The organism is Rhodococcus sp. B10 (assembly GCF_011770055.1).
GTDB classification, from domain to species: Bacteria; Actinomycetota; Actinomycetes; order Mycobacteriales; family Mycobacteriaceae; genus Rhodococcoides; species Rhodococcoides kyotonensis_B.
Genome location: NZ_JAAFYV010000002.1, coordinates 90,254 through 108,129, shown reverse-complemented (window position 1 = coordinate 108,129; position 17,876 = coordinate 90,254). Strand labels below are relative to the sequence as shown.

At 65.6% G+C, this 17,876-nt stretch carries 15 protein-coding genes; 6 read left to right on the top strand and 9 right to left on the bottom strand.

Going from position 1 to position 17,876, the window contains the following annotated elements; all coding sequences use genetic code 11:
* Window positions 1-4: 4 nt before the first annotated feature.
* Window positions 5-1,015 (top strand): 4-hydroxy-3-methylbut-2-enyl diphosphate reductase, encoded by a 1,011-nt coding sequence (locus RhoFasB10_RS01795; protein ID WP_167674851.1) that lies wholly within the window; start codon window positions 5-7, stop codon window positions 1,013-1,015.
* An 85-nt stretch (window positions 1,016-1,100) separates the two neighbouring features.
* Here RhoFasB10_RS01795 and RhoFasB10_RS01790 read toward each other — a convergent pair whose 3' ends face one another.
* Together RhoFasB10_RS01790 and RhoFasB10_RS01785 are read right to left on the bottom strand one after the other, a co-directional pair.
* Window positions 1,101-1,976, bottom strand: a complete 876-nt coding sequence (locus tag RhoFasB10_RS01790; protein WP_174551445.1) for a DUF6542 domain-containing protein — start codon at window positions 1,974-1,976, stop codon at window positions 1,101-1,103.
* A gap of 20 nt (window positions 1,977-1,996) precedes the next feature.
* Window positions 1,997-3,163, bottom strand: a complete 1,167-nt coding sequence (locus tag RhoFasB10_RS01785) for a DNA recombination protein RmuC (protein ID WP_068429014.1) — start codon at window positions 3,161-3,163, stop codon at window positions 1,997-1,999.
* Between the two features lie 86 nt (window positions 3,164-3,249).
* Here RhoFasB10_RS01785 and RhoFasB10_RS01780 point away from each other — a divergent pair, with 86 nt between their 5' ends.
* A complete protein-coding gene (locus tag RhoFasB10_RS01780) occupies window positions 3,250-4,452 on the top strand; it encodes an exonuclease SbcCD subunit D (protein WP_167674849.1) in 1,203 nt (400 codons plus the stop codon).
* Window positions 4,449-7,442: an SMC family ATPase gene (locus RhoFasB10_RS01775; protein WP_068427873.1), complete on the top strand. Its 2,994-nt coding sequence runs from the start codon at window positions 4,449-4,451 to the stop codon at window positions 7,440-7,442. The genes RhoFasB10_RS01780 and RhoFasB10_RS01775 overlap by 4 nt, the downstream gene beginning before the upstream one ends.
* On the opposite strand, the gene RhoFasB10_RS01770 is transcribed toward RhoFasB10_RS01775, so the two are convergent.
* From RhoFasB10_RS01770 to RhoFasB10_RS01750, 5 genes are all read right to left on the bottom strand, one after another.
* Window positions 7,443-8,567 carry an AI-2E family transporter gene (locus tag RhoFasB10_RS01770; RefSeq protein ID WP_240930833.1) on the bottom strand — a complete coding sequence of 375 codons (1,125 nt, stop codon included), beginning with the start codon at window positions 8,565-8,567 and terminating at the stop codon, window positions 7,443-7,445.
* Between the two features lie 160 nt (window positions 8,568-8,727).
* Window positions 8,728-9,225 (bottom strand): methylated-DNA--[protein]-cysteine S-methyltransferase, encoded by a 498-nt coding sequence (locus tag RhoFasB10_RS01765; RefSeq protein ID WP_068427883.1) that lies wholly within the window; start codon window positions 9,223-9,225, stop codon window positions 8,728-8,730.
* Window positions 9,222-10,667, bottom strand: a complete 1,446-nt coding sequence (locus RhoFasB10_RS01760; protein WP_068427886.1) for an AlkA N-terminal domain-containing protein — start codon at window positions 10,665-10,667, stop codon at window positions 9,222-9,224. The genes RhoFasB10_RS01765 and RhoFasB10_RS01760 overlap by 4 nt, the downstream gene beginning before the upstream one ends.
* Window positions 10,668-10,724: 57 nt before the next feature.
* A complete protein-coding gene (locus tag RhoFasB10_RS01755) occupies window positions 10,725-10,904 on the bottom strand; it encodes a YbdD/YjiX family protein (protein WP_174551458.1) in 180 nt (59 codons plus the stop codon).
* Window positions 10,897-13,182: a carbon starvation CstA family protein gene (locus RhoFasB10_RS01750; protein ID WP_167674847.1), complete on the bottom strand. Its 2,286-nt coding sequence runs from the start codon at window positions 13,180-13,182 to the stop codon at window positions 10,897-10,899. The genes RhoFasB10_RS01755 and RhoFasB10_RS01750 overlap by 8 nt, the downstream gene beginning before the upstream one ends.
* Before the next feature lie 188 nt (window positions 13,183-13,370).
* Here RhoFasB10_RS01750 and RhoFasB10_RS01745 point away from each other — a divergent pair, with 188 nt between their 5' ends.
* Both RhoFasB10_RS01745 and ychF read left to right on the top strand, forming a co-directional pair.
* Window positions 13,371-13,703, top strand: coding sequence for a CD225/dispanin family protein (locus RhoFasB10_RS01745; protein ID WP_167674845.1), 333 nt, complete (start codon window positions 13,371-13,373; stop codon window positions 13,701-13,703).
* 101 nt (window positions 13,704-13,804) lie between these two features.
* A complete protein-coding gene (gene ychF, locus RhoFasB10_RS01740) occupies window positions 13,805-14,884 on the top strand; it encodes a redox-regulated ATPase YchF (protein WP_068427894.1) in 1,080 nt (359 codons plus the stop codon).
* Window positions 14,885-14,957: 73 nt separating this feature from the next.
* Here ychF and RhoFasB10_RS01735 read toward each other — a convergent pair whose 3' ends face one another.
* Together RhoFasB10_RS01735 and RhoFasB10_RS01730 are read right to left on the bottom strand one after the other, a co-directional pair.
* On the bottom strand, window positions 14,958-15,827 hold the full coding sequence (locus tag RhoFasB10_RS01735; RefSeq protein WP_167674843.1) for an AraC family transcriptional regulator: 870 nt from the start codon (window positions 15,825-15,827) through the stop codon (window positions 14,958-14,960).
* 84 nt (window positions 15,828-15,911) lie between these two features.
* Entirely contained in the window at window positions 15,912-17,069 is a 1,158-nt protein-coding gene (locus RhoFasB10_RS01730) for a winged helix DNA-binding domain-containing protein (RefSeq protein WP_167674841.1), read from the bottom strand.
* A gap of 71 nt (window positions 17,070-17,140) precedes the next feature.
* Between RhoFasB10_RS01730 and RhoFasB10_RS01725 the strand changes: the two genes are divergently transcribed.
* Complete coding sequence (locus tag RhoFasB10_RS01725; protein ID WP_167674839.1) at window positions 17,141-17,869, top strand: VOC family protein; 729 nt, start codon at window positions 17,141-17,143, stop codon at window positions 17,867-17,869.
* Window positions 17,870-17,876 lie beyond the last annotated feature (7 nt).

Genomic DNA, 17,876 nt, shown 5'->3' with positions numbered 1-17,876 from the left:
TGGTATGTCTTCGGCTGTTCCCTTGAATCTCGGTATCGCACGAACTGCGGGCGACGGTGCTGCGGCCTACTCAGGTGCAAAGCGTGTCCTCCTCGCCGAGCCGCGTGGCTACTGCGCAGGAGTGGACCGCGCCGTCGAAACTGTGGAGAAAGCACTGGAGAAGCATGGCGCTCCGGTCTACGTCCGCAAGGAGATCGTGCACAACCGCCACGTCGTGGAGACGCTCGCCGATCGCGGCGCGATCTTCGTCGACGAAACCGATCAGGTCCCCGAGGGGGCGCTGCTCGTGTTCTCCGCGCACGGCGTATCGCCTGCGGTGCACGCGTCGGCCGCGGAGCGCAACCTGCGCACGATCGACGCCACCTGCCCGCTGGTCACCAAGGTGCACCAGGAAGCCAAGCGGTTCGCCCGTGACGACTACGACATTCTGCTCATCGGGCACGAAGGCCACGAAGAGGTCGAGGGCACCGCGGGTGAGGCTCCCGATCATGTTCAACTCGTCGACGGTCCCGACGCGGTCGAGGGCGTCACCGTCCGTGACGAGAGCAAGGTCATCTGGCTCTCGCAGACCACGCTGAGCGTCGACGAGACCATGACGACGGTTGCGCGACTGCGTGAGAAGTTCCCGACTTTGCAGGATCCGCCCAGCGACGACATCTGCTACGCGACGCAGAACCGTCAGGTCGCGGTCAAGGCTATGGCGCCGGAATGCGATCTGGTCATCGTCGTGGGCTCGAAGAACTCGTCCAACTCGGTCCGCCTCGTCGAGGTCGCCCTCACCGCAGGTGCCAAGGCCAGCTACCTCGTCGACTACGCCAAGGAAGTCGATCCCGCCTGGCTCGACGGCATCAAGACCGTCGGCATCACCTCGGGCGCGTCGGTGCCGGAGATCCTGGTCCAGGGCGTCATCGATCTGCTCGCCGAACACGGCTTCGCCGACGTCCAGCCGGTCACGACCGCCAACGAGACGCTGGTCTTCTCGCTTCCGCGCGAACTGCGAGCGGCGAGGGCCTGACGCGCTTCCTCCTTCTACGCATCGATGGCCCGAGGCAACCGTCTACAGGTTGCCGCGGGCCATCGATGTTTCGGGCCTACGTGTCCTACGCGTCTCCGCGGTCCCGGTAACGCACCTGCGGCACAGGATGCGGCGGGATGTGCGCGCTGACGGGCGCGGCAGTTCTCGGCGCCGAGTACGGGTCGACCTCCGGAGGCCGGGGGACCCGAGGCTGCTGCGGCCGTGGTGCAGCCCGACGAACTGAATCCGACGCGTAGCCCCGCTCGGGCCGGTACGGATCCGCGGCAGGACGGTCGATTCTCGGCGCGACGTGGTCGCGCTGCGGTTCGCGTGACGCGTTCCGGCCAGGGGCGTTGCGATTGGCGCGTCGCGAGCGCGTCTCGGTAACAGCCGCGGACGCCGTCGGCGCGTCGGAGCGACGCTGCTTGGCCTGAGCCATGCGGGCCCGGTTCTCACGCGCACGGTCGCGAGTTTCCTGGGCGCGGTCGCGCATCGTGCGCTTGGCCGCACCTGCGGGCGCGTGCGAGTTCTGTCGTTTGAGGAACACCCTGAGTGCGCCGATGCCGAGCGCCAGCACCGTACCCAGCAGCATGACCGGGAATCGGTTGACGAGAGGAATGGCGACGTTGAGAAGGATGTCCTTCAGGCTGGTCCCGGGATTCTCGGTGAAGTACTGGTACGACAGCGGCACCGCGACGAACAGAATCAGCGGCGCCTGCACCATCGCGGTGAACAGGCCTCGATAGCGGACGAGTAGCGCCGCGACGACGACACCGATGATGTACAGGCTGGAGAACGCAGAGGTCAGCTCTGTTCCGCGGGCCGCGTCGAGGACGAAGCCGAGGAAAGTTGCGCCGCCGGCGATGGCCACTGCCCCCCACGCAGGCACGCCGGGCACGGTCGCGAAGGCTGAACGCTGATCCAGCGGTACCCCGGAGCGGGCACGTTGGGAGGTAGACACCCCTCGAGGTTAGCGGCTGTTCAGCCCACCGCGTCGTCGACGTGCCCGAACGATCGGCTCGGGTACGACGAATCGGACAGTCTGGGGCGTGCGTCGACGCGTCGAACGTCGACGACATCACCGTCGAAGAGCTCGAGTTCGTGAAGTTTGCGGGCAGTCACTCCGACACGCGAGTCGACGGACGACACCGTCGAGTTGAAGGACTCCACCGCCTTGCCCAAATGCCCTCCCAGCTTGTCCAGATGCGACGCCACGGTGCCGAGCCGGGAGTAGAGCTCGCGACCGAGTTGCTGGATGCGTGCCGCGTCCTCCGCGAGCGACTCCTGCTTCCACGAGTACGCAACCGTGCGGAGCAACGCCACCAATGTGGTGGGGGTGGCAAGAATCACGTTTCTCGTGAACGCATATTCCAGGAGCGACGAGTCCGAGGTAAGCGCAGCATCGAGGAACGGGTCTCCCGGGACGAACAGCACGACGAACTCGGGAGTCGGTTCGAAGGAGCGCCAGTATTCCTTCGCCGACAACTGATCGACGTGGGTGCGCAGGTGCCGAGCGTGGCGTGTCAGCTGCCTGGCGCGCGCGTCGGGATCTTGTTCCTGCGCCGCGTCCAGATAGGCGGCGAACGGGACCTTGGCGTCGACGACGATCTGCCTGCCGCCGGCCAGGTGCACGATCATGTCGGGTCGAATGCCCTCGCGGCTGACCTGCGTGTCGAAATCGCAGTGCTTGACCATTCCGGCGAGTTCGACGACCCGCTCGAGCTGCATCTCGCCCCACCGGCCGCGGATCTGCGGTGCACGCAGCGCGGTGACCAACTGAGACGTCTGCGTCGACAGATCTACCGATGCGCGGTGCATTCCCGACACCTGTTCGGTCAACCCGGCATAGGCGCGAATGCGGTTGTGCTCGACCTGACGAACGTGCTCGGTGAGAGCGTCGACCGCGTCGTGCAGCGGCTCCACGAGGCTGGACACCTGCTGGCCGATGACACCGGAATGCCTGCGTGCCGAATCCTCGTTGACGGCCGCGAGCGAGCGACGCAGCAGCGCCTCGTTGTCGCGCAGCGCGGCCAGCTGAGCCTCGGCACGGACGGCACGATCACCGACGCGCTGCGCATGCATCAACCAGCCGAGCGCGCCGCCGAGTGCGAAGGCGAAAGCCATTCCCAGTGCGGTGAGTACGTTCATGGCGACGATGATGCACCGGGGCACCGACAGGTTCGGCTCGGAGCGCCGCCCGAAGTTTGTCGGTGGCAGCCGATACCGTCGTTCCCATGAAGATCCTGCACACCTCGGACTGGCACATCGGACGCACGTTCCACGGCGTCGATCTGCTCGCCGACCAGGCTGCGGCGCTGAGCGCGATCGCGGAACTGGTTGCCGCGCAGGGCATCGACGTCGTCGTCGTTCCGGGTGACATCTACGACCGCGCGGTGCCGAGTGCCGACGCGGTGCTGGTGTGCAACAGGGGCCTCGAGGCCATTCGAGCGGCAGGCGCGGTCATCGTGGCCACGTCGGGCAATCACGATTCGCCCGCCCGCCTCGGTGCGGGTGCAGCTTTCGCCGCTGCGGGCGGCCTGCACTTGATGACGCGCGTCGGTGACGTCGACCGTCCGGTGGTGCTCGACGACGACTTCGGACCCGTCGCGTTCTACGGAATTCCTTACCTCGAACCGGAAACCACTCGCCTCGAACTCGACGTTCCCGCGGCGCGCACGCACGCGGAGGTACTGGACGCTGCGATGATCCGTGTTCGCACCGATCTGGATCGGCGTCGCGCCGACGGGTCCGCTGTCCGATCCGTCGTTCTCGCACATGCTTTCATCGTCGGTGGTGAAGCGACGGGATCCGAGCGCACCATCTCGTCGGGTGGCGTCGAAACCGCTCCTGCATCGGCGTTCGACGGCGTCGACTATGTGGCGTTGGGCCACCTACATTCTCCGCAGACGCTGAGCGAGCGCGTGCGTTACTCGGGTTCTCTGCTGCCGTACTCGTTCGGCGAACGCAGTCACCGCAAGGCGGTCTGGATTCTCGAACTCGACGCCGCCGGTCTCGGTACCGTCGAGCGGGTCGACCTTCCGATCGTGCGTGGCCTCAGTCAACTTCAGGGCACCGTCGAAGAGCTGCTGAGCAGCGACGAGTTCGCAGATGCCGAAAAGCATTACGTGTCTGCGGTTCTCACCGATCCGGTGCGTCCGGTCGATGCCATGCGGTCGCTGCGTACCCGCTTTCCGCATGCAGTCCATCTCGAATGGGTTCGCCCGGTGAACACGTCGGAGTTCACCTACCGTGACCGAGTTCGTGGGCGCACCGACATCGACATCGCGACGTCGTTCGTCGCCGATATGCGCAGCGCGCCGACCTCGCGCGAAATCGGTTTGCTGGAGCGCGCTTTGGCGTCCGTGCAGCGTGACGACGTAGCCAAGGACGAGAATTCCAGCGTCGACCACGACGCGTTGTTCGGGCGTTCCGCGTGAGGCTCCACCGGCTCGAGATCACAGCCTTCGGTCCGTTCGGCAAGACCGAGTGCGTCGACTTCGATGCGCTCGGCGCGGACGGATTGTTCCTCCTGCACGGTCGGACCGGCGCGGGCAAGACAACTATTCTCGACGCGGTCGCATTCGCGCTCTACGGCACGGTTCCCGGCGCGCGCCGTGACGGCAAGAGACTGCTGTCGGATCACGCGGCGGACGGCACCGCGCCGTCGGTGACGCTCGAAGCCACACTCGGCGGCCGACGCGTCAAGATCGTCCGCAGTCCCGAGTACTTCCGGGCGAAGAAGCGCGGAACCGGCACCACCAAGCAGAACGCGAAGGCGTCGCTGACCTGGCTCGACGGAAGTGGTCAGAACCTGACGCGTCTCGACGAGATCGGCGAGGCAGTCGGTGCGGCGCTGGGAATGAGCGCAGACCAGTTCTTCCAGGTCGTGTTGCTGCCGCAGGGAGAGTTCGCCCGTTTTCTGCGCGCGGACAGCGACGAGCGCGGCAATCTGCTCGAGCGATTGTTCGACACCGCTCGATTCGGCGACGTCGAGCAGTGGTTCGCGGAGCGGCGTCGGCTGAGCGCGGCCGAGCTCGAATCGTCGTCCATCGCGATCGACAAGTTGGTCGGCAAGATCTCCACCGCCGCGGGGGAGCCCGAGCAGCTCGATCGGCAGCCGGTCGAATGGGCTACCGAGATTCTCGAGAACAGCAGAGACGCATTTCGATCGGCTGCGACAGCTCTCGCGTCCGCCCGCGCCACGTCCGACGCTGCCGTCGCAGCTCTGGGCCGTCTCGAATCCACGGCAACAGCGCAGCGGCGACGCGACGTCGCACAGCGGCAGTTGTCGGAATTCCAGGCAACGGCCGCCGAGCGTGAATCGATGCGCCGCGAAGTCGAACTGTCCGCGGCCGCCGGTCCGGTTGCAGCACTGGCGAAAGAGTGTGCGACGGCCACAGCCGCGCATGTCGAGGCGATGCGCTCGGTCGTCGAGGCGGGTCGTTCGCTGTCGGCGGTGCCAGGCTCGGAAATCGTTCTCGCGGAGCATGATTCGGATACTTCGGACCTCGCCGCCGTGCGCACTGTCGTCGCACGTGCCGTGCGTGAGTGGACAACCCAGGTCGGAGTCCTCGACGAGCTGCGGTCCGTCGAACGGCGCGCGGACGCAGACGAACGCATCGCCGACCAGTTGGCGCAGCAGCACGACGCCGTGGAACGGCGAATCGACGAGCTCCAGCGCGCACGTGACGCGCTGCCCGAGGCCATCGAGACGGCCGAGCGCGCCGTGGACTCGGCCGTGCACGCATCGGCCGAGATCGCGACGCTCGAGAGTGCATCGGCGCGCGTCGCCGAGGCAGTACGCGCGGCGATCGAACTGAAGAAGAAACGCGCTGCGTTGGCGAAGTCGGAGAAGGCGCTCGATGCCGCACGCACGACGCACAACGACGCTCGCGAACTGTGGCTGGACCTGCGGGAGCGCCGCCTGACGGGCATGGCCGCAGAACTGGCTGCATCGCTGATCGACGGTGAGGCGTGCGGTGTGTGCGGCTCGACGGCCCATCCGAATCCAGCGAAGATTGCCGAGACCACCGTCACCGAAGCCGACGAGGACGCCGCAGCGAAGAACGAGCGCGCGACGGCGGCCACCGTCGACTCGTGCGCCGCAGAGGTCGCGACTATCCACCGCACGATCGAAGGCCTGGTGCAGGCGTCGGGCGATCGCGACAGTGCAGGCCTCGCAGCCGAACTCGACTCGGTCACAACCGCATTGACCGCAGCGCGACGCGAAGCCGATGCGTTGGCGCCGCGACGTGCACGCCTCGACGAACTCCGATCGGAGGATCAGCGCATCGCGACCGTCGTCGCGGAACAGCGATCGGAGGCCGCGGCACTCGTCGCGAGGCGGGAGCAGATCGTGCAGGCCGTCGCGCAGATGCGGGCCAGAGTCGCGACCGCGATCGGTGCAGGCGGCGACAGCATCGACCAGCGCACCCATCGTTTGGACCAGCTGATCCGTCGCTCGACCGCGTTGCTCGACGCGCGCGTTGCCTCCGCAGATGCCGCAGCCGCCGCAGCAACGCTCTCCCGCAAACTCGACGATCTCGTCTCCGAGTCGGGGTTCGCCTCGGCAGAAGACGCCGCGCACGCGGTGATCCCCGCTCGGCGTGCAGCAGACATCGAGCAGCGGCTGCTGTCGGCCAACGACATTCGCGCGCACGCGGAACAGGTGTTGGCCGAGCCGGCCATCGCCGCTGTGATCGGCACCGAACCCGTCGACACGCAGCCGGCACGGGCAGCGGTTGTCCGCGCAGCCGAGGAACTCGACGCCGCGGTCGCCGTGCACGCCGAGTGCAGACGCAAGACCGAACAGGTCGAGGAGTTGACAGCTCAGCTGTGGGCTGCCGTCGATCGTGCAGCTCCCATGCGTGCCAAGCACGACGAACTCGCCGCACTTGCCGACGTCGTCGCCGGTCGCGGGCAGAACGCGCGCAAGATGTCGCTGCGGTCGTATGTGCTGGCGTCGCGGCTCGAAGACGTCGCCGAGTCGGCGTCGATCCGGCTGCATCGCATGTCGGGTGGGCGCTACGAGTTCGTCCACTCCGACGAAGCGGAATCGCGCGGTCGCCGTGGAGGATTGGGCCTCGACATCCGTGACGACTACACAGGCGTCGTCCGTTCCGCGAAGACGCTGTCCGGCGGCGAGTCGTTCCTCGCCTCGCTCGCACTCGCCCTCGGCCTGGCCGACGTCGTCGCAGCCGAATCGGGCGGCGTCGTACTCGACACGATGTTCATCGACGAAGGGTTCGGCACACTCGATGCGGACACACTCGAATCGGTGATGGGCGTCCTGGACGAACTACGGGCAGGCGGACGCGTCGTCGGCATCGTCAGTCACGTCGACGAGATGCGGCAACGCATTCCGAGCAGGCTGCACGTGGTCCGTGAGCGAGTAGGGTCGCGAATCGAGTTGTTCGCGGCGTCCTGACTATTTGTCGATCTTCGCGTCCTTGTTGTTGCCGTCCTCGTCGGTGACGAGGTCCTCGGTGTCGGGTGCCTCGTCCTCGAGTTGGCTCCGGTCGGCTTCGACGGAGCGTTCGTCAATTTGCTCGGATACGTAGCGGATCAGGACGGCAGCGACGGCCGCAGCGGGAACGGCGAGGAACGCGCCGATGATGCCGAACACCGAACCGCCGCCGGTGACCGCGAGAAGCACGATCGCCGGGTGCAGGTTCATGCTTCGGCTCTGGAGGATCGGTTGCAGCACGTTGCCTTCGAGTTGCTGCACCGCGATGATGATGACCAGCACGATCAGGGCGGTCGTCGGTCCGTTGGCCACGAGAGCGACCAGAACCGCGAGGGCGCCTGCGACGAACGCACCGACGATCGGGATGAAGCCGCCGAGGAAAGTGATCGTGGCCAACACGAGGGCCAAGGGGACGCCGAGAATGACGAGTCCCAGTCCGATGAAGAAGGCGTCGATGAGGCTGACGATTGCCTGCGTGCGAATGAATCCGCCGAGCGTCGCCCACATGCGGGCCAGGATTTCGGCGAGGTGCTTTCCGGCGCGACCGCCGGCGAATCCGTGCAACCACGGGATGAACTTCACGCCGTCCTTGACGAAGAAGAACGTCAGAACCAGCACGAGTGCGAGTGTCACGAGGATCGAACCTGCGGCGGACACTCCCGTGAACACGCCGGACGCAATCGCCGTGCCGCTCTCCTGCAGTCGTGAGGTGATGGCGGAGACGGCGTTGTCGATCTGCTCGTCCTGCAAGTTGACCGGCGGGCCCTTCAGCCAGTCCTGCACCTGGGACACACCTGCCGACGCCTTGTCGACCAACTCGGGAGCGGAGTCGACGACCGACGGCACGATCAACGTGATGATGCCGCCGATGACGAGGAAGAACACGACGAGCGACAGCGTCGCTGCGAGCGCGGCAGGGAAGCCGACGCGCAGCATCCACTTGGTGGGCGGCCACAGGACCGTCGCGACGATGATCGCGAGCAGCGCGGGCAGAATGACGACCCACAGCGCCGAGATCAGCCAGCCGAGCACCCATGCACCCGCCGCGACGGAGACGAGAATGAGTGACCATTTGGCCAGCCACATTCCGCCGACGCCGATGAGATCGCCCCGATCGCGCCCGGTCCTCGGTGTGGGCGCTGCCTGTTCCGTCACGTCGGTAAGTCCTTTTCCCCGGCTGCAGTCACTGTTGCTACACGTGTGACTCTAATGTCTTCGGTCGGGCGCCTACCCACCTGCGCCAGGGTCAACCCCGCTCGTGGGCGAGCAACCATTCCTTCGCAGGCAGGCCCCAACGGAATCCGCCGAGCGCGCCGCCGATGCGCAACACCCGGTGACACGGCACGAACAGCGCCGCAGCATTGCGTGCGCACGCCGACGCTGCTCCCCGGATCGCAGTGGGGCGTCCGGACATCGCCGCGAATTCGGAATAGGTGACCGGCGAGCCTGCGGGGACGGTACGGAGGATTTTCCACGCATGCACGAGAAATTCACCGGACGTCTGGGCGACGGGGACGTCGTCGACAGCTGCCAGATCGCCGCGGTGATACTCGTCCACGGCCTTCGTGACACTGCCGAGCGTGGGGGCCGGCCGGATGTCCACCGGTCGTAACGATCGATGGACGAGTGGCACGAGATCGTCGACGGTCGCGGTCCATCCGGACGCGAGTACCACGCCCGCGTCGTCGACGATGGTGGTGAACGGGCCGATCGGGGTGTCCGTGATGGCGTAAAGCGCGGTCATAGTCCTCTTCTTTCGAGTGCGACGTTCCAGAGATGCATCGACACGTACGAGCGCCACGGCGACCAACGCTCCGAATCCTTCAGTGAGACGCCGAGCGCGTCGGCGCCCTGACGGACGACGAGATCGGTGTCCAGCAGAACATCGGGGTCGGCCAGGAGGCGCATGACGACGTAGCGCGCTGTCCACGGTCCAATTCCTCTCAGCGCCAGCAGTTCTCGTTCGAGCTCGTCGGCTGCTCGCGCGGAATGAAGAACGATCTTGCCCGACGCCACCGCGTCGGCCACCCCGATGATCGCTCGGACCCGGTTCTTCGGACCGGTGAGAACCTCGTGACCACGTTCGGCGATGACGTCGGCATCAGGAAAGAGGCGCGTGACGGTACCGCCTGCCGGATCCTCGATCGGCGTGCCGAGTGCGTCGACGAGTCGCGCAGTGTGCGTCGCCGCGGCACGCAACGAAATCTGCTGCCCGATCATGGTGCGCAGCAACAGTTCCGGACCGTCGGCGCAGCCGAGCGCGCGAATGCCCGGCCGAGACTCCACATGCGGACGCAGGTGCGGATCCTCGGCGAGGGCGGCGTCGACGGCCTCGGGGTCCGCGTCGAGATCCAGTAGGTGCCGAATGCGCGCGACGGCGGGGGACAGGTCACGCATGTCCTGCAGGCCGAGCGTCGTGTCGACGTACCCGTCCTCGATACGCAGTCCGACGATGCCGTGGCCGTGGGGCAGACGCAGGGACCTGCGGTAGACGCCGTCGTCCCATGCTTCGATACCCGGTACGACGTGTGCTTTCAGGAACCAGTTCAGCCAGGTTCGATCGAGCGGGCGGCGGTAGGGGAGACGGAGCGTGACGGTTCCATTGCTGGACAACGTCGTTCGCTTCTCCGCTTCGGTTCGCAATTCCGTCGGATTGGCGGCGAACACCTCGCGCACGGTGTCGTTGAACTGCCGGACGCTGGAGAATCCTGCGGCGAAGGCGATATCGGTCATCGACATCGCCGTCGTCTGGATCAACGTGCGGGCCGTGTGTGCGCGATGGGCTCGTGCGAGGGCGAGTGGCCCTGCGCCGATTTCGGCACCGAGTACCCGCGTCAACTGTCGCGTCGAATAGCCGAGAGCGTCCGCGACCGCGTCGACGCCACCGCGCTCGACGGCCCCGTCGGAGATCAGCCGCATCGCGCGCGACGTCAGATCGGAGTGGACGTTCCAGCGCGGTGAGCCGGGGGTGGCGTCGGGCTGGCAGCGTCGGCACGCACGAAATCCGGCTTGCTGCGCGGCGGCCGCCGTCGGCATGAACTGCACGTTCTTCGCCTTCGGCGTGGTGGCCGGGCACGACGGGCGGCAGTAGATGCCCGTCGTGCGCACGGCCGTGAAGAACTGCCCGTCGAAGCGGGTGTCCCGTGCCGAGACGGCCCGGTAGCAGCGATCGAAGTCCAACTCCATGGGTTCCACTGTGTCACCGGTGGAACCGTCGCCGCTAGCGGAAATCCGCCATCAGCGTCAACAGCAGCGGGCGCCTGGGTTGGCGTCGGCTTCCGCGTAGCGGTCCCGCCAGTACTGGCGTTCCGACGGGATCGGCTCGCCCGGGTGTGTTCGACGCATGTGCGCGACGAACCGCTCGTAGTCACGGTCGCCCATGACCGACGTGAGCCACCACCAGAGTCCACGCATGTCAGTGATGCCCCGCGTGTGCGGCGCCGGGAGCGCGGACGGTGCCGTCGGCGATCAGCTTGTCCCAGTCCTTCTGGATTTCCTTCTCGGCCGCGGTGGGAATGAAACCCGAGGGGCCGAAGATCTTCGAGGGGACGGCCGGTTCCTCGTTGTCGGGCAGGTCGTCGACACGAACCGCTTTGATGCACACCAGAAGTCCGACGACCGCGACGATCAGTACGAGCACCGCGAAGATGATCGACAACGTGCCCTGGATGAACGTGTTGCGGATGACGGCGTCGATCGCCTCGGCGGATTTGGCGGTGCCGAATTCGGTGAGGTCCTGATTCTTCGCGTCGACGAACTGCGCATGCTGCGCCCAGTAGCCGATGGCCGGGATGTCGGAGAAGATCTTCTGGTACGACGCGGTCATCGTCACGATGAGGTCCCACACCAGCGGAACACCGGGAATCCACGCCCATTTGAACAAGCGACGCTTCATGACGATCGTCAGGACCACGGTCAGTGCGATGGCGGCGAGCAACTGATTCGCGATGCCGAACAGCGGGAACAGGGTGTTGATTCCGCCGAGGGGATCGGTGACGCCCATGAGCAGAATGGCACCCCATGCCGCGACGACGATGAACGAGCAGAGCCATGCGCCGGGACGCCACGACGGGTCCTTGAACTTCTTGGCCGCCGAACCTGGCAGGTTTCCGATGCTGTCCGACAACATGAATCGCGCGACACGGGTACCGGCGTCGACCGTCGTGAGAATGAAGAGCGCCTCGAACATGATCGCGAAGTGGTACCAGAACGACTTCAGACTTTCGCCGCCGAACACTTGGTGCAGCACTTCGGACATGCCGAACGCCAGCGTCGGGGCGCCACCGGTGCGAGAGATGATCGATTCCTCGCCGACGTCGGCCGCGGCCTGGCTGAGCTCGTTCGCACTGATGTCACCGCCGCTGAGGCCGAGTCCGTTGACGTAGTCGGCAGCTGTTTCCGGGGTGCCGCCGGTCAGCGTCGCGGGAGCGTTGAGGGCGAAGTAGATGTGCTGATCCAGGACACACGCGGTGACGAGTGCCATGATCGCTACGAACGACTCGGTGAGCATGCCGCCGTAGCCGATCATCCGCATCTGCTTTTCCTTCTCCAGCAGCTTCGGCGTCGTGCCGGAGGAGATCAGAGCGTGAAAGCCGGACAGCGCGCCGCAGGCGATGGTGATGAACAGGAACGGGAACAGCGATCCGGAGAACGCGGGTCCGTTGCCCTCGGTGGCGAACGACGTCATCGCGGGCATCTGGATCTCGGGACGTGCGATCAGGATGCCGACCGCGAGAAGGGCGATGGTGCCGATCTTCATGAACGTCGACAGGTAGTCGCGGGGTGCGAGCAGCAGCCAGACCGGGAGGATCGACGCGGCGAGACCGTACGCGATGAGGCACCACGCGACGGTGACCTTGGACAGCGTGAACCAGTCCGTGCCCCAGTCCGTTTCGGCGACCCACCCGCCCGCGACGATGGCGAAGAGCAGGAGCGCGACGCCGATGATCGACACCTCGGACACCTTGCCCGGACGCAGGAAGCGAAGGTAGACGCCCATGAAGAGCGCGATCGGGATGGTGAGGGCGATCGAGAAGACGCCCCACGGGCTCTCGGCGAGTGCGTTGACGACGACCAACGCCAGCACCGCGATAATGATGATCATGATGACGAAGACGCCGATCAGTGCGGCGATACCGCCGACGACGCCGAGCTCGTCGCGGGCCATCTGACCGAGGCTGCGGCCGCGGCGACGCGTCGAGATCCACAGGACGAGGAAGTCCTGCACCGCACCCGCGAAGACCACACCGATGATGATCCACATCGTGCCCGGCAGATAGCCCATCTGAGCTGCGAGGACGGGTCCGACGAGAGGGCCGGCTCCTGCGATGGCCGCGAAGTGGTGGCCGAACAACACGCGACGATCCGTCGGCATGTAGTCCTTGCCGTTCTCGAGGATCTCCGCGGGAGTGGCACGGTCGTCGCGCGGATGCACGATCTTGTTCTCGATGAGCCTGGCGTAGAAGCGGAACGCGATGATGTACGTGCACACCGCGGCGATGACGAACCAGACGGCGTTCGGATTCTCACCGCGGATGATGGCGACGATCGTCCATGCCACACCGCCGAGTAAACCGATGAGTACGAACAGAACTCGCTTGGCCGCGGTCATCGGGGTCTTGTCGACGACGCCGACCGGCGGCAAATCGTCGTCGGTCTTCAACAGCTCGATGTGTGGACTTTCGGACGCGGTTGCTGTCATCGAAAAGCGCTCCTCGCAGACGTGCTTGTGATCGAGCTCACTGTAGACCTGGCGGGTGACAAGTTCGCGAAGGGGCGGAGGCCGCTGCGTTCAAAGGTGGTGACGATGCGCCGAATGGTTCGCAGCAGAAACGAACCGTTCGGGATGTAGCGCACGAAAACGTCGTTTGCCCGTATTACAGTGCCTGCATGACGGACCCGAACCAGTCCTATACAAGCCAGTCGTACCCCGGCCAGACGTACCCGCAGTACGCGCCGCCGCCACCGCCCCCGACGAACGCCGGGTGGGCGGTGGCCGCGGTCATCTTCTTCTGGCCGCTCGCATTCTCGGCCTTCACGCATTCGTCGAACGTCTACCCGAGATGGGCGATGGGCGATTTCCAGGGGGCGCAGTACGCGTCGGACAGGGCGAAGAAGCTCGGTCAGATCGCCCTGTGGATCTGGGTCGGATTCATGGCTCTGTTCGTCGTCTTCTACATCGTGCTCTTCGCGACGTTGGCCAGCGCGTCGAACAACTGGTAGGTCGTTTCGCGACCCGTGCGCGCGAATGTACAGCCGGCTGTACATTCGCGCGCACGACGGGTGTCGGGCTGGTTGGACCAGGGAAGTAGACTCCATAGACCGTGAGCCTCACCCTCGGAATCGTCGGACTGCCCAACGTCGGCAAGTCCACCCTGTTCAACGCGCTGACCAAGAACGACGTGCTGGCTGCGAACTACCCGTTCGCCACCATCGAGCCCAACGTCGGTGTCGTTCCGCTGCCCGATCCGCGGCTCGGCAAGCTGGCCGAGGTGTTCGGTTCCGAGAAGGAAGTTCCTGCGCTCGTGTCGTTCGTCGACATCGCCGGAATCGTCAAGGGTGCATCCGAGGGCGCAGGACTTGGCAACAAATTCCTCGCGAACATCCGTGAGGCCGACGCCATCTGCCAGGTCGTGCGCGTGTTCGCCGACGACGACGTCGTGCACGTCGACGGCCGGGTCGACCCGTCCGCCGACATCGAGGTCATTGAAACCGAGCTCGCGATCGCCGACCTTCAGACGCTGGAGAAGGCCATCCCGCGCGTCGAGAAGGAAGCGCGGATCAAGAAGGATCGCAAGCCCGCGCTCGACGCCGCGATCGCAGCTCAGGCCGTGCTCAACGACGGCAAGACGCTGTTCTCGGCGAAGGACAAGCTGGATTTCGAATTGCTGAAGGAATTTCAGCTCCTGACGACCAAGCCGTTCCTGTACGTCTTCAACGCCGACGAGAGCGTGCTCACCGACGACGTCAAGGTCGCCGAGCTGGCCAAGTCCGTGGCCCCGGCCGACGCTGTTTTCCTGGACGCGAAGATCGAGTCGGAACTGCTCGAGCTCGACGCGGAGTCGGCTGCCGAATTGCTGGAGAGCGTCGGACAGACCGAGCCGGGTCTCGACGCCTTGGCTCGCGCCGGCTTCCACACCCTCGGCCTGCAGACCTACCTCACCGCAGGCCCGAAAGAGGCGCGCGCGTGGACGATTCACCAGGGCGACACCGCACCCCAAGCGGCGGGCGTCATCCACACCGACTTCGAGCGCGGCTTCATCAAGGCCGAAATCGTCAGCTTCGACGACCTCATCGAAGCGGGCTCCATGGCGTCGGCCAAGGCCGCGGGCAAGGTGCGCATGGAGGGCAAGGACTACGTCATGGTCGACGGGGATGTCGTGGAGTTCCGGTTCAACGTCTGACCCGTCGAAAATTTACCCTCCCGTTGTGCGGGAAATCCCTGCTGAACCGCACAACAGGAGGGTGAATTCTTCGTCAGAAACTCCGTTTCACCGGAATCCACAGCTCACCTGTCCCGGAGGTCCAGTCGTCGCTCGACTGGGTGACCGTCAGGATCTCTGGGCCCGGCACCACCTCGTACGGGTTAGACGGGAACCATTCGCCGAAGGCGTCGGCCCACAGTTGCTGCAGAGCGAGCTGAAAGTCGTTCTCGCTGTGCGCTTCGAACACCACCCACTTCGACGCGGGCACTGCGAGCGAGTCCCAGTCGTCGTGGTTCGTCGTCGACGCGACGGCGAAGTAGTAGTCGAACAGACTGCCGTCGGCGCGGTCGGATTCGAATGCGGTGCTGACGAACAGGATTTCGGGGAGTTCTTCGACGTCGGCACACGCTTTGAGCCGTGCCCCGGTGCCCTCGGGCAGGGTTCGGTGGAACTCCGTCATGGCGGTATTCGGTCCGCTGTACACCAACGGAATTCGCGTCTTGCGGCCGACGATGTGAAATTCGGGTAGGTCGACGATGCGGTATCGCATGGTGCTCCGTCCTTCGATGGTGAGGTGAAACGACAGTGCTTGCTGCGAACGAAGGACGGCGCCCGGACGACGAGCCTGCGACGGCGTCATGCCGTTCATCTGACGGAACGCTCGACCGAACGCATCGCTCGACGAGTACCCGTACCTGACCGCGACATCGAGAATTCCGTCCCCGTTCAGAATGTCCGCTGTCGCCAACGTCATTCGTCGCGCGCGGATGTACTGGGTCAGCGACATACCGGCAAGAGCCGAGAAGACGCGTCGGACATGGTATTCCGAGGTCAGCGTGATGCGGGCCAGCTTCTCCGGATCGATCTCGCCCGCAAGGTTGTCCTCGATGTAGGCGAGTGCGTCGTTCCAACGTTCGAGCACGTCCGATCACCTTCTTTCGTTCTGCCGACAACGATAGGAGCGCGAACCCGGCAGTTCTCGACAATTCCCGCCGCGAAAAGTCGGCTACTTCCCGCGCAGGCGCTTCTCCAACGGCGTCGGGAAACTCGGGACGACCGCGGCCCCGTCGAGCAGATCGGTGATACGCCCTGCCTCGGCGTCGATCGCACGAGAGTCGTTGTCCTCGAACAACTCCGTCACCACCTCACCCGCAGGCGTGACTGCCCAACCGCCGACGATGCGGCCGTCGGACCAGATCGTCGGGCCGATGTTGCCGAACGTGTCGAACAGCGGTTTCTTGTACTCACCGAGGTACCAGTCGCGGTGCTTCCACCCCATGGGCGTCGGATCCAAGGCCGGTATCAGCATGATTCCCGACGCGTCCTCGTCGAATGCAGTGTCCGACAGCATGATTCCGTCACCCGCTTCCAGCGCGACGTCCACCGTGTCGAGTCCCGCCAGCGCAGCACGTGTCTGGGTCTTGTTCCACCCGGTCCACCACTGCACGTCGTCCATCGTCGCGGGACCGAAGACCTCGAGCCACCGATGTGCGAGATCGCGGCGGGCCTGTGCCTCGTCGACGTCGGGAATGCCGCCGGGCCACCACTCGTCGATCGGCGCCCATGCGTGCCGACGCGATGTCCAGGCGCCCCGAGGCTCGACGCGCACCATCTTCCCTTCGGCCGCCATCATCGTCAGCACCTGCGAGGTGACATACCTCTTGACGTCGTAGACCTTGTCGGTCGTGGGCAGAATGGCAGTCTTCAACAGCGTTACCGCACTGGACAATTCGGCACCGGTCGCGGATCCGACCGATCGCAGATGCGTCATCGTCTCTTCTTCGGTCTGCGCGAGCCATGCGGCGACGTCGTCGAGGACGGGCTCGGTGGGGAGCGTCGACAGCTCCTTGATCAAGCGTGTCCGCATCGTCTTCGCGACGCCGACGCTGGCCGCGGCATGCACGGTCGGCACGTCGTCGTGTGCGACCACGAACAGCGTGCGACGCATGGCCATGATGCGGACGAGCGAGCGCCGGTCGTACATCGCGGCGCGGACGTCCTCGACGGTCAGCGACCGCGCACGCGCGAGGACCGACAGATACACCGACGCGGGGTCCGTTGCGTGCAGAGCGAACAACGAGGAAACCACGTCCTCCGGAGACCCGGAATCGGCGAACTGACGTGCGACGAGTCGTGCTCGGCGCTGCGCATCGGTGATCTTCACCCGAACAGTGTGACGGCATCGATCAGGAATCGAGAAGTACTCGAAGCCGTGTCCCTTTTATCCTGATCCGCATGGCGACCATCCTCGACGACATCACGCTCGACGCAGCGGACACTGCGGCCGCGCACTCGTTCTACACATCGGCGCTCGGCGCGGAGGCCAAGCACGGCAGACTCGACCTGCACGGAACCGCCGCAATCCTGATCGGCGACGCTACGACCCCGCCGACGGGCTTCCGCGGCTACACGATGTCGTACATCGTGAAGCAACCCACCGAGGTCGAGACGGTACTTGCAGCTGCTGCAGCGGGTGGCGCGGAGATTCTGAAGCCCGCCAAGAAGATGCTGTTCGGGGCGTTCTCCGGGGTGTTTCGCGCACCCGACGGATCGATCTGGAAAGTTGCAGCGCCGACGAAGAAGGACACCGGACCCTCCCAGAACCCGCCCGTCCCGACCGAGACCGCGGTCCTGTTGGCTGTCGACTCACCCAAGGCGTCGAAATCGTTCTACCAGGCGCTCGGCCTCACCACGGACCGCGATTACGGCAACAAGTACATCGATTTCGCGCCGGCCCCCGGCGGCTACCGGCTCGGCTTGATGCAGCGGAAAGCACTGGCGAAGGACGTCGGCGTCGACGACGGCGGTTCGGACGCACGGGGCGTCGTGTTCGGGATTCGCGTGGAGACGTCGTCGGACACGCAGCGGCTGGTGGATGTAGCCGTGACGGCGGGTGGAACGGTCACCGGAGAGGGGCGCTTCCTCGATCCCGACGGCCATGCCTGGGTCGTCACCGCGCCGTAAGTCCTAT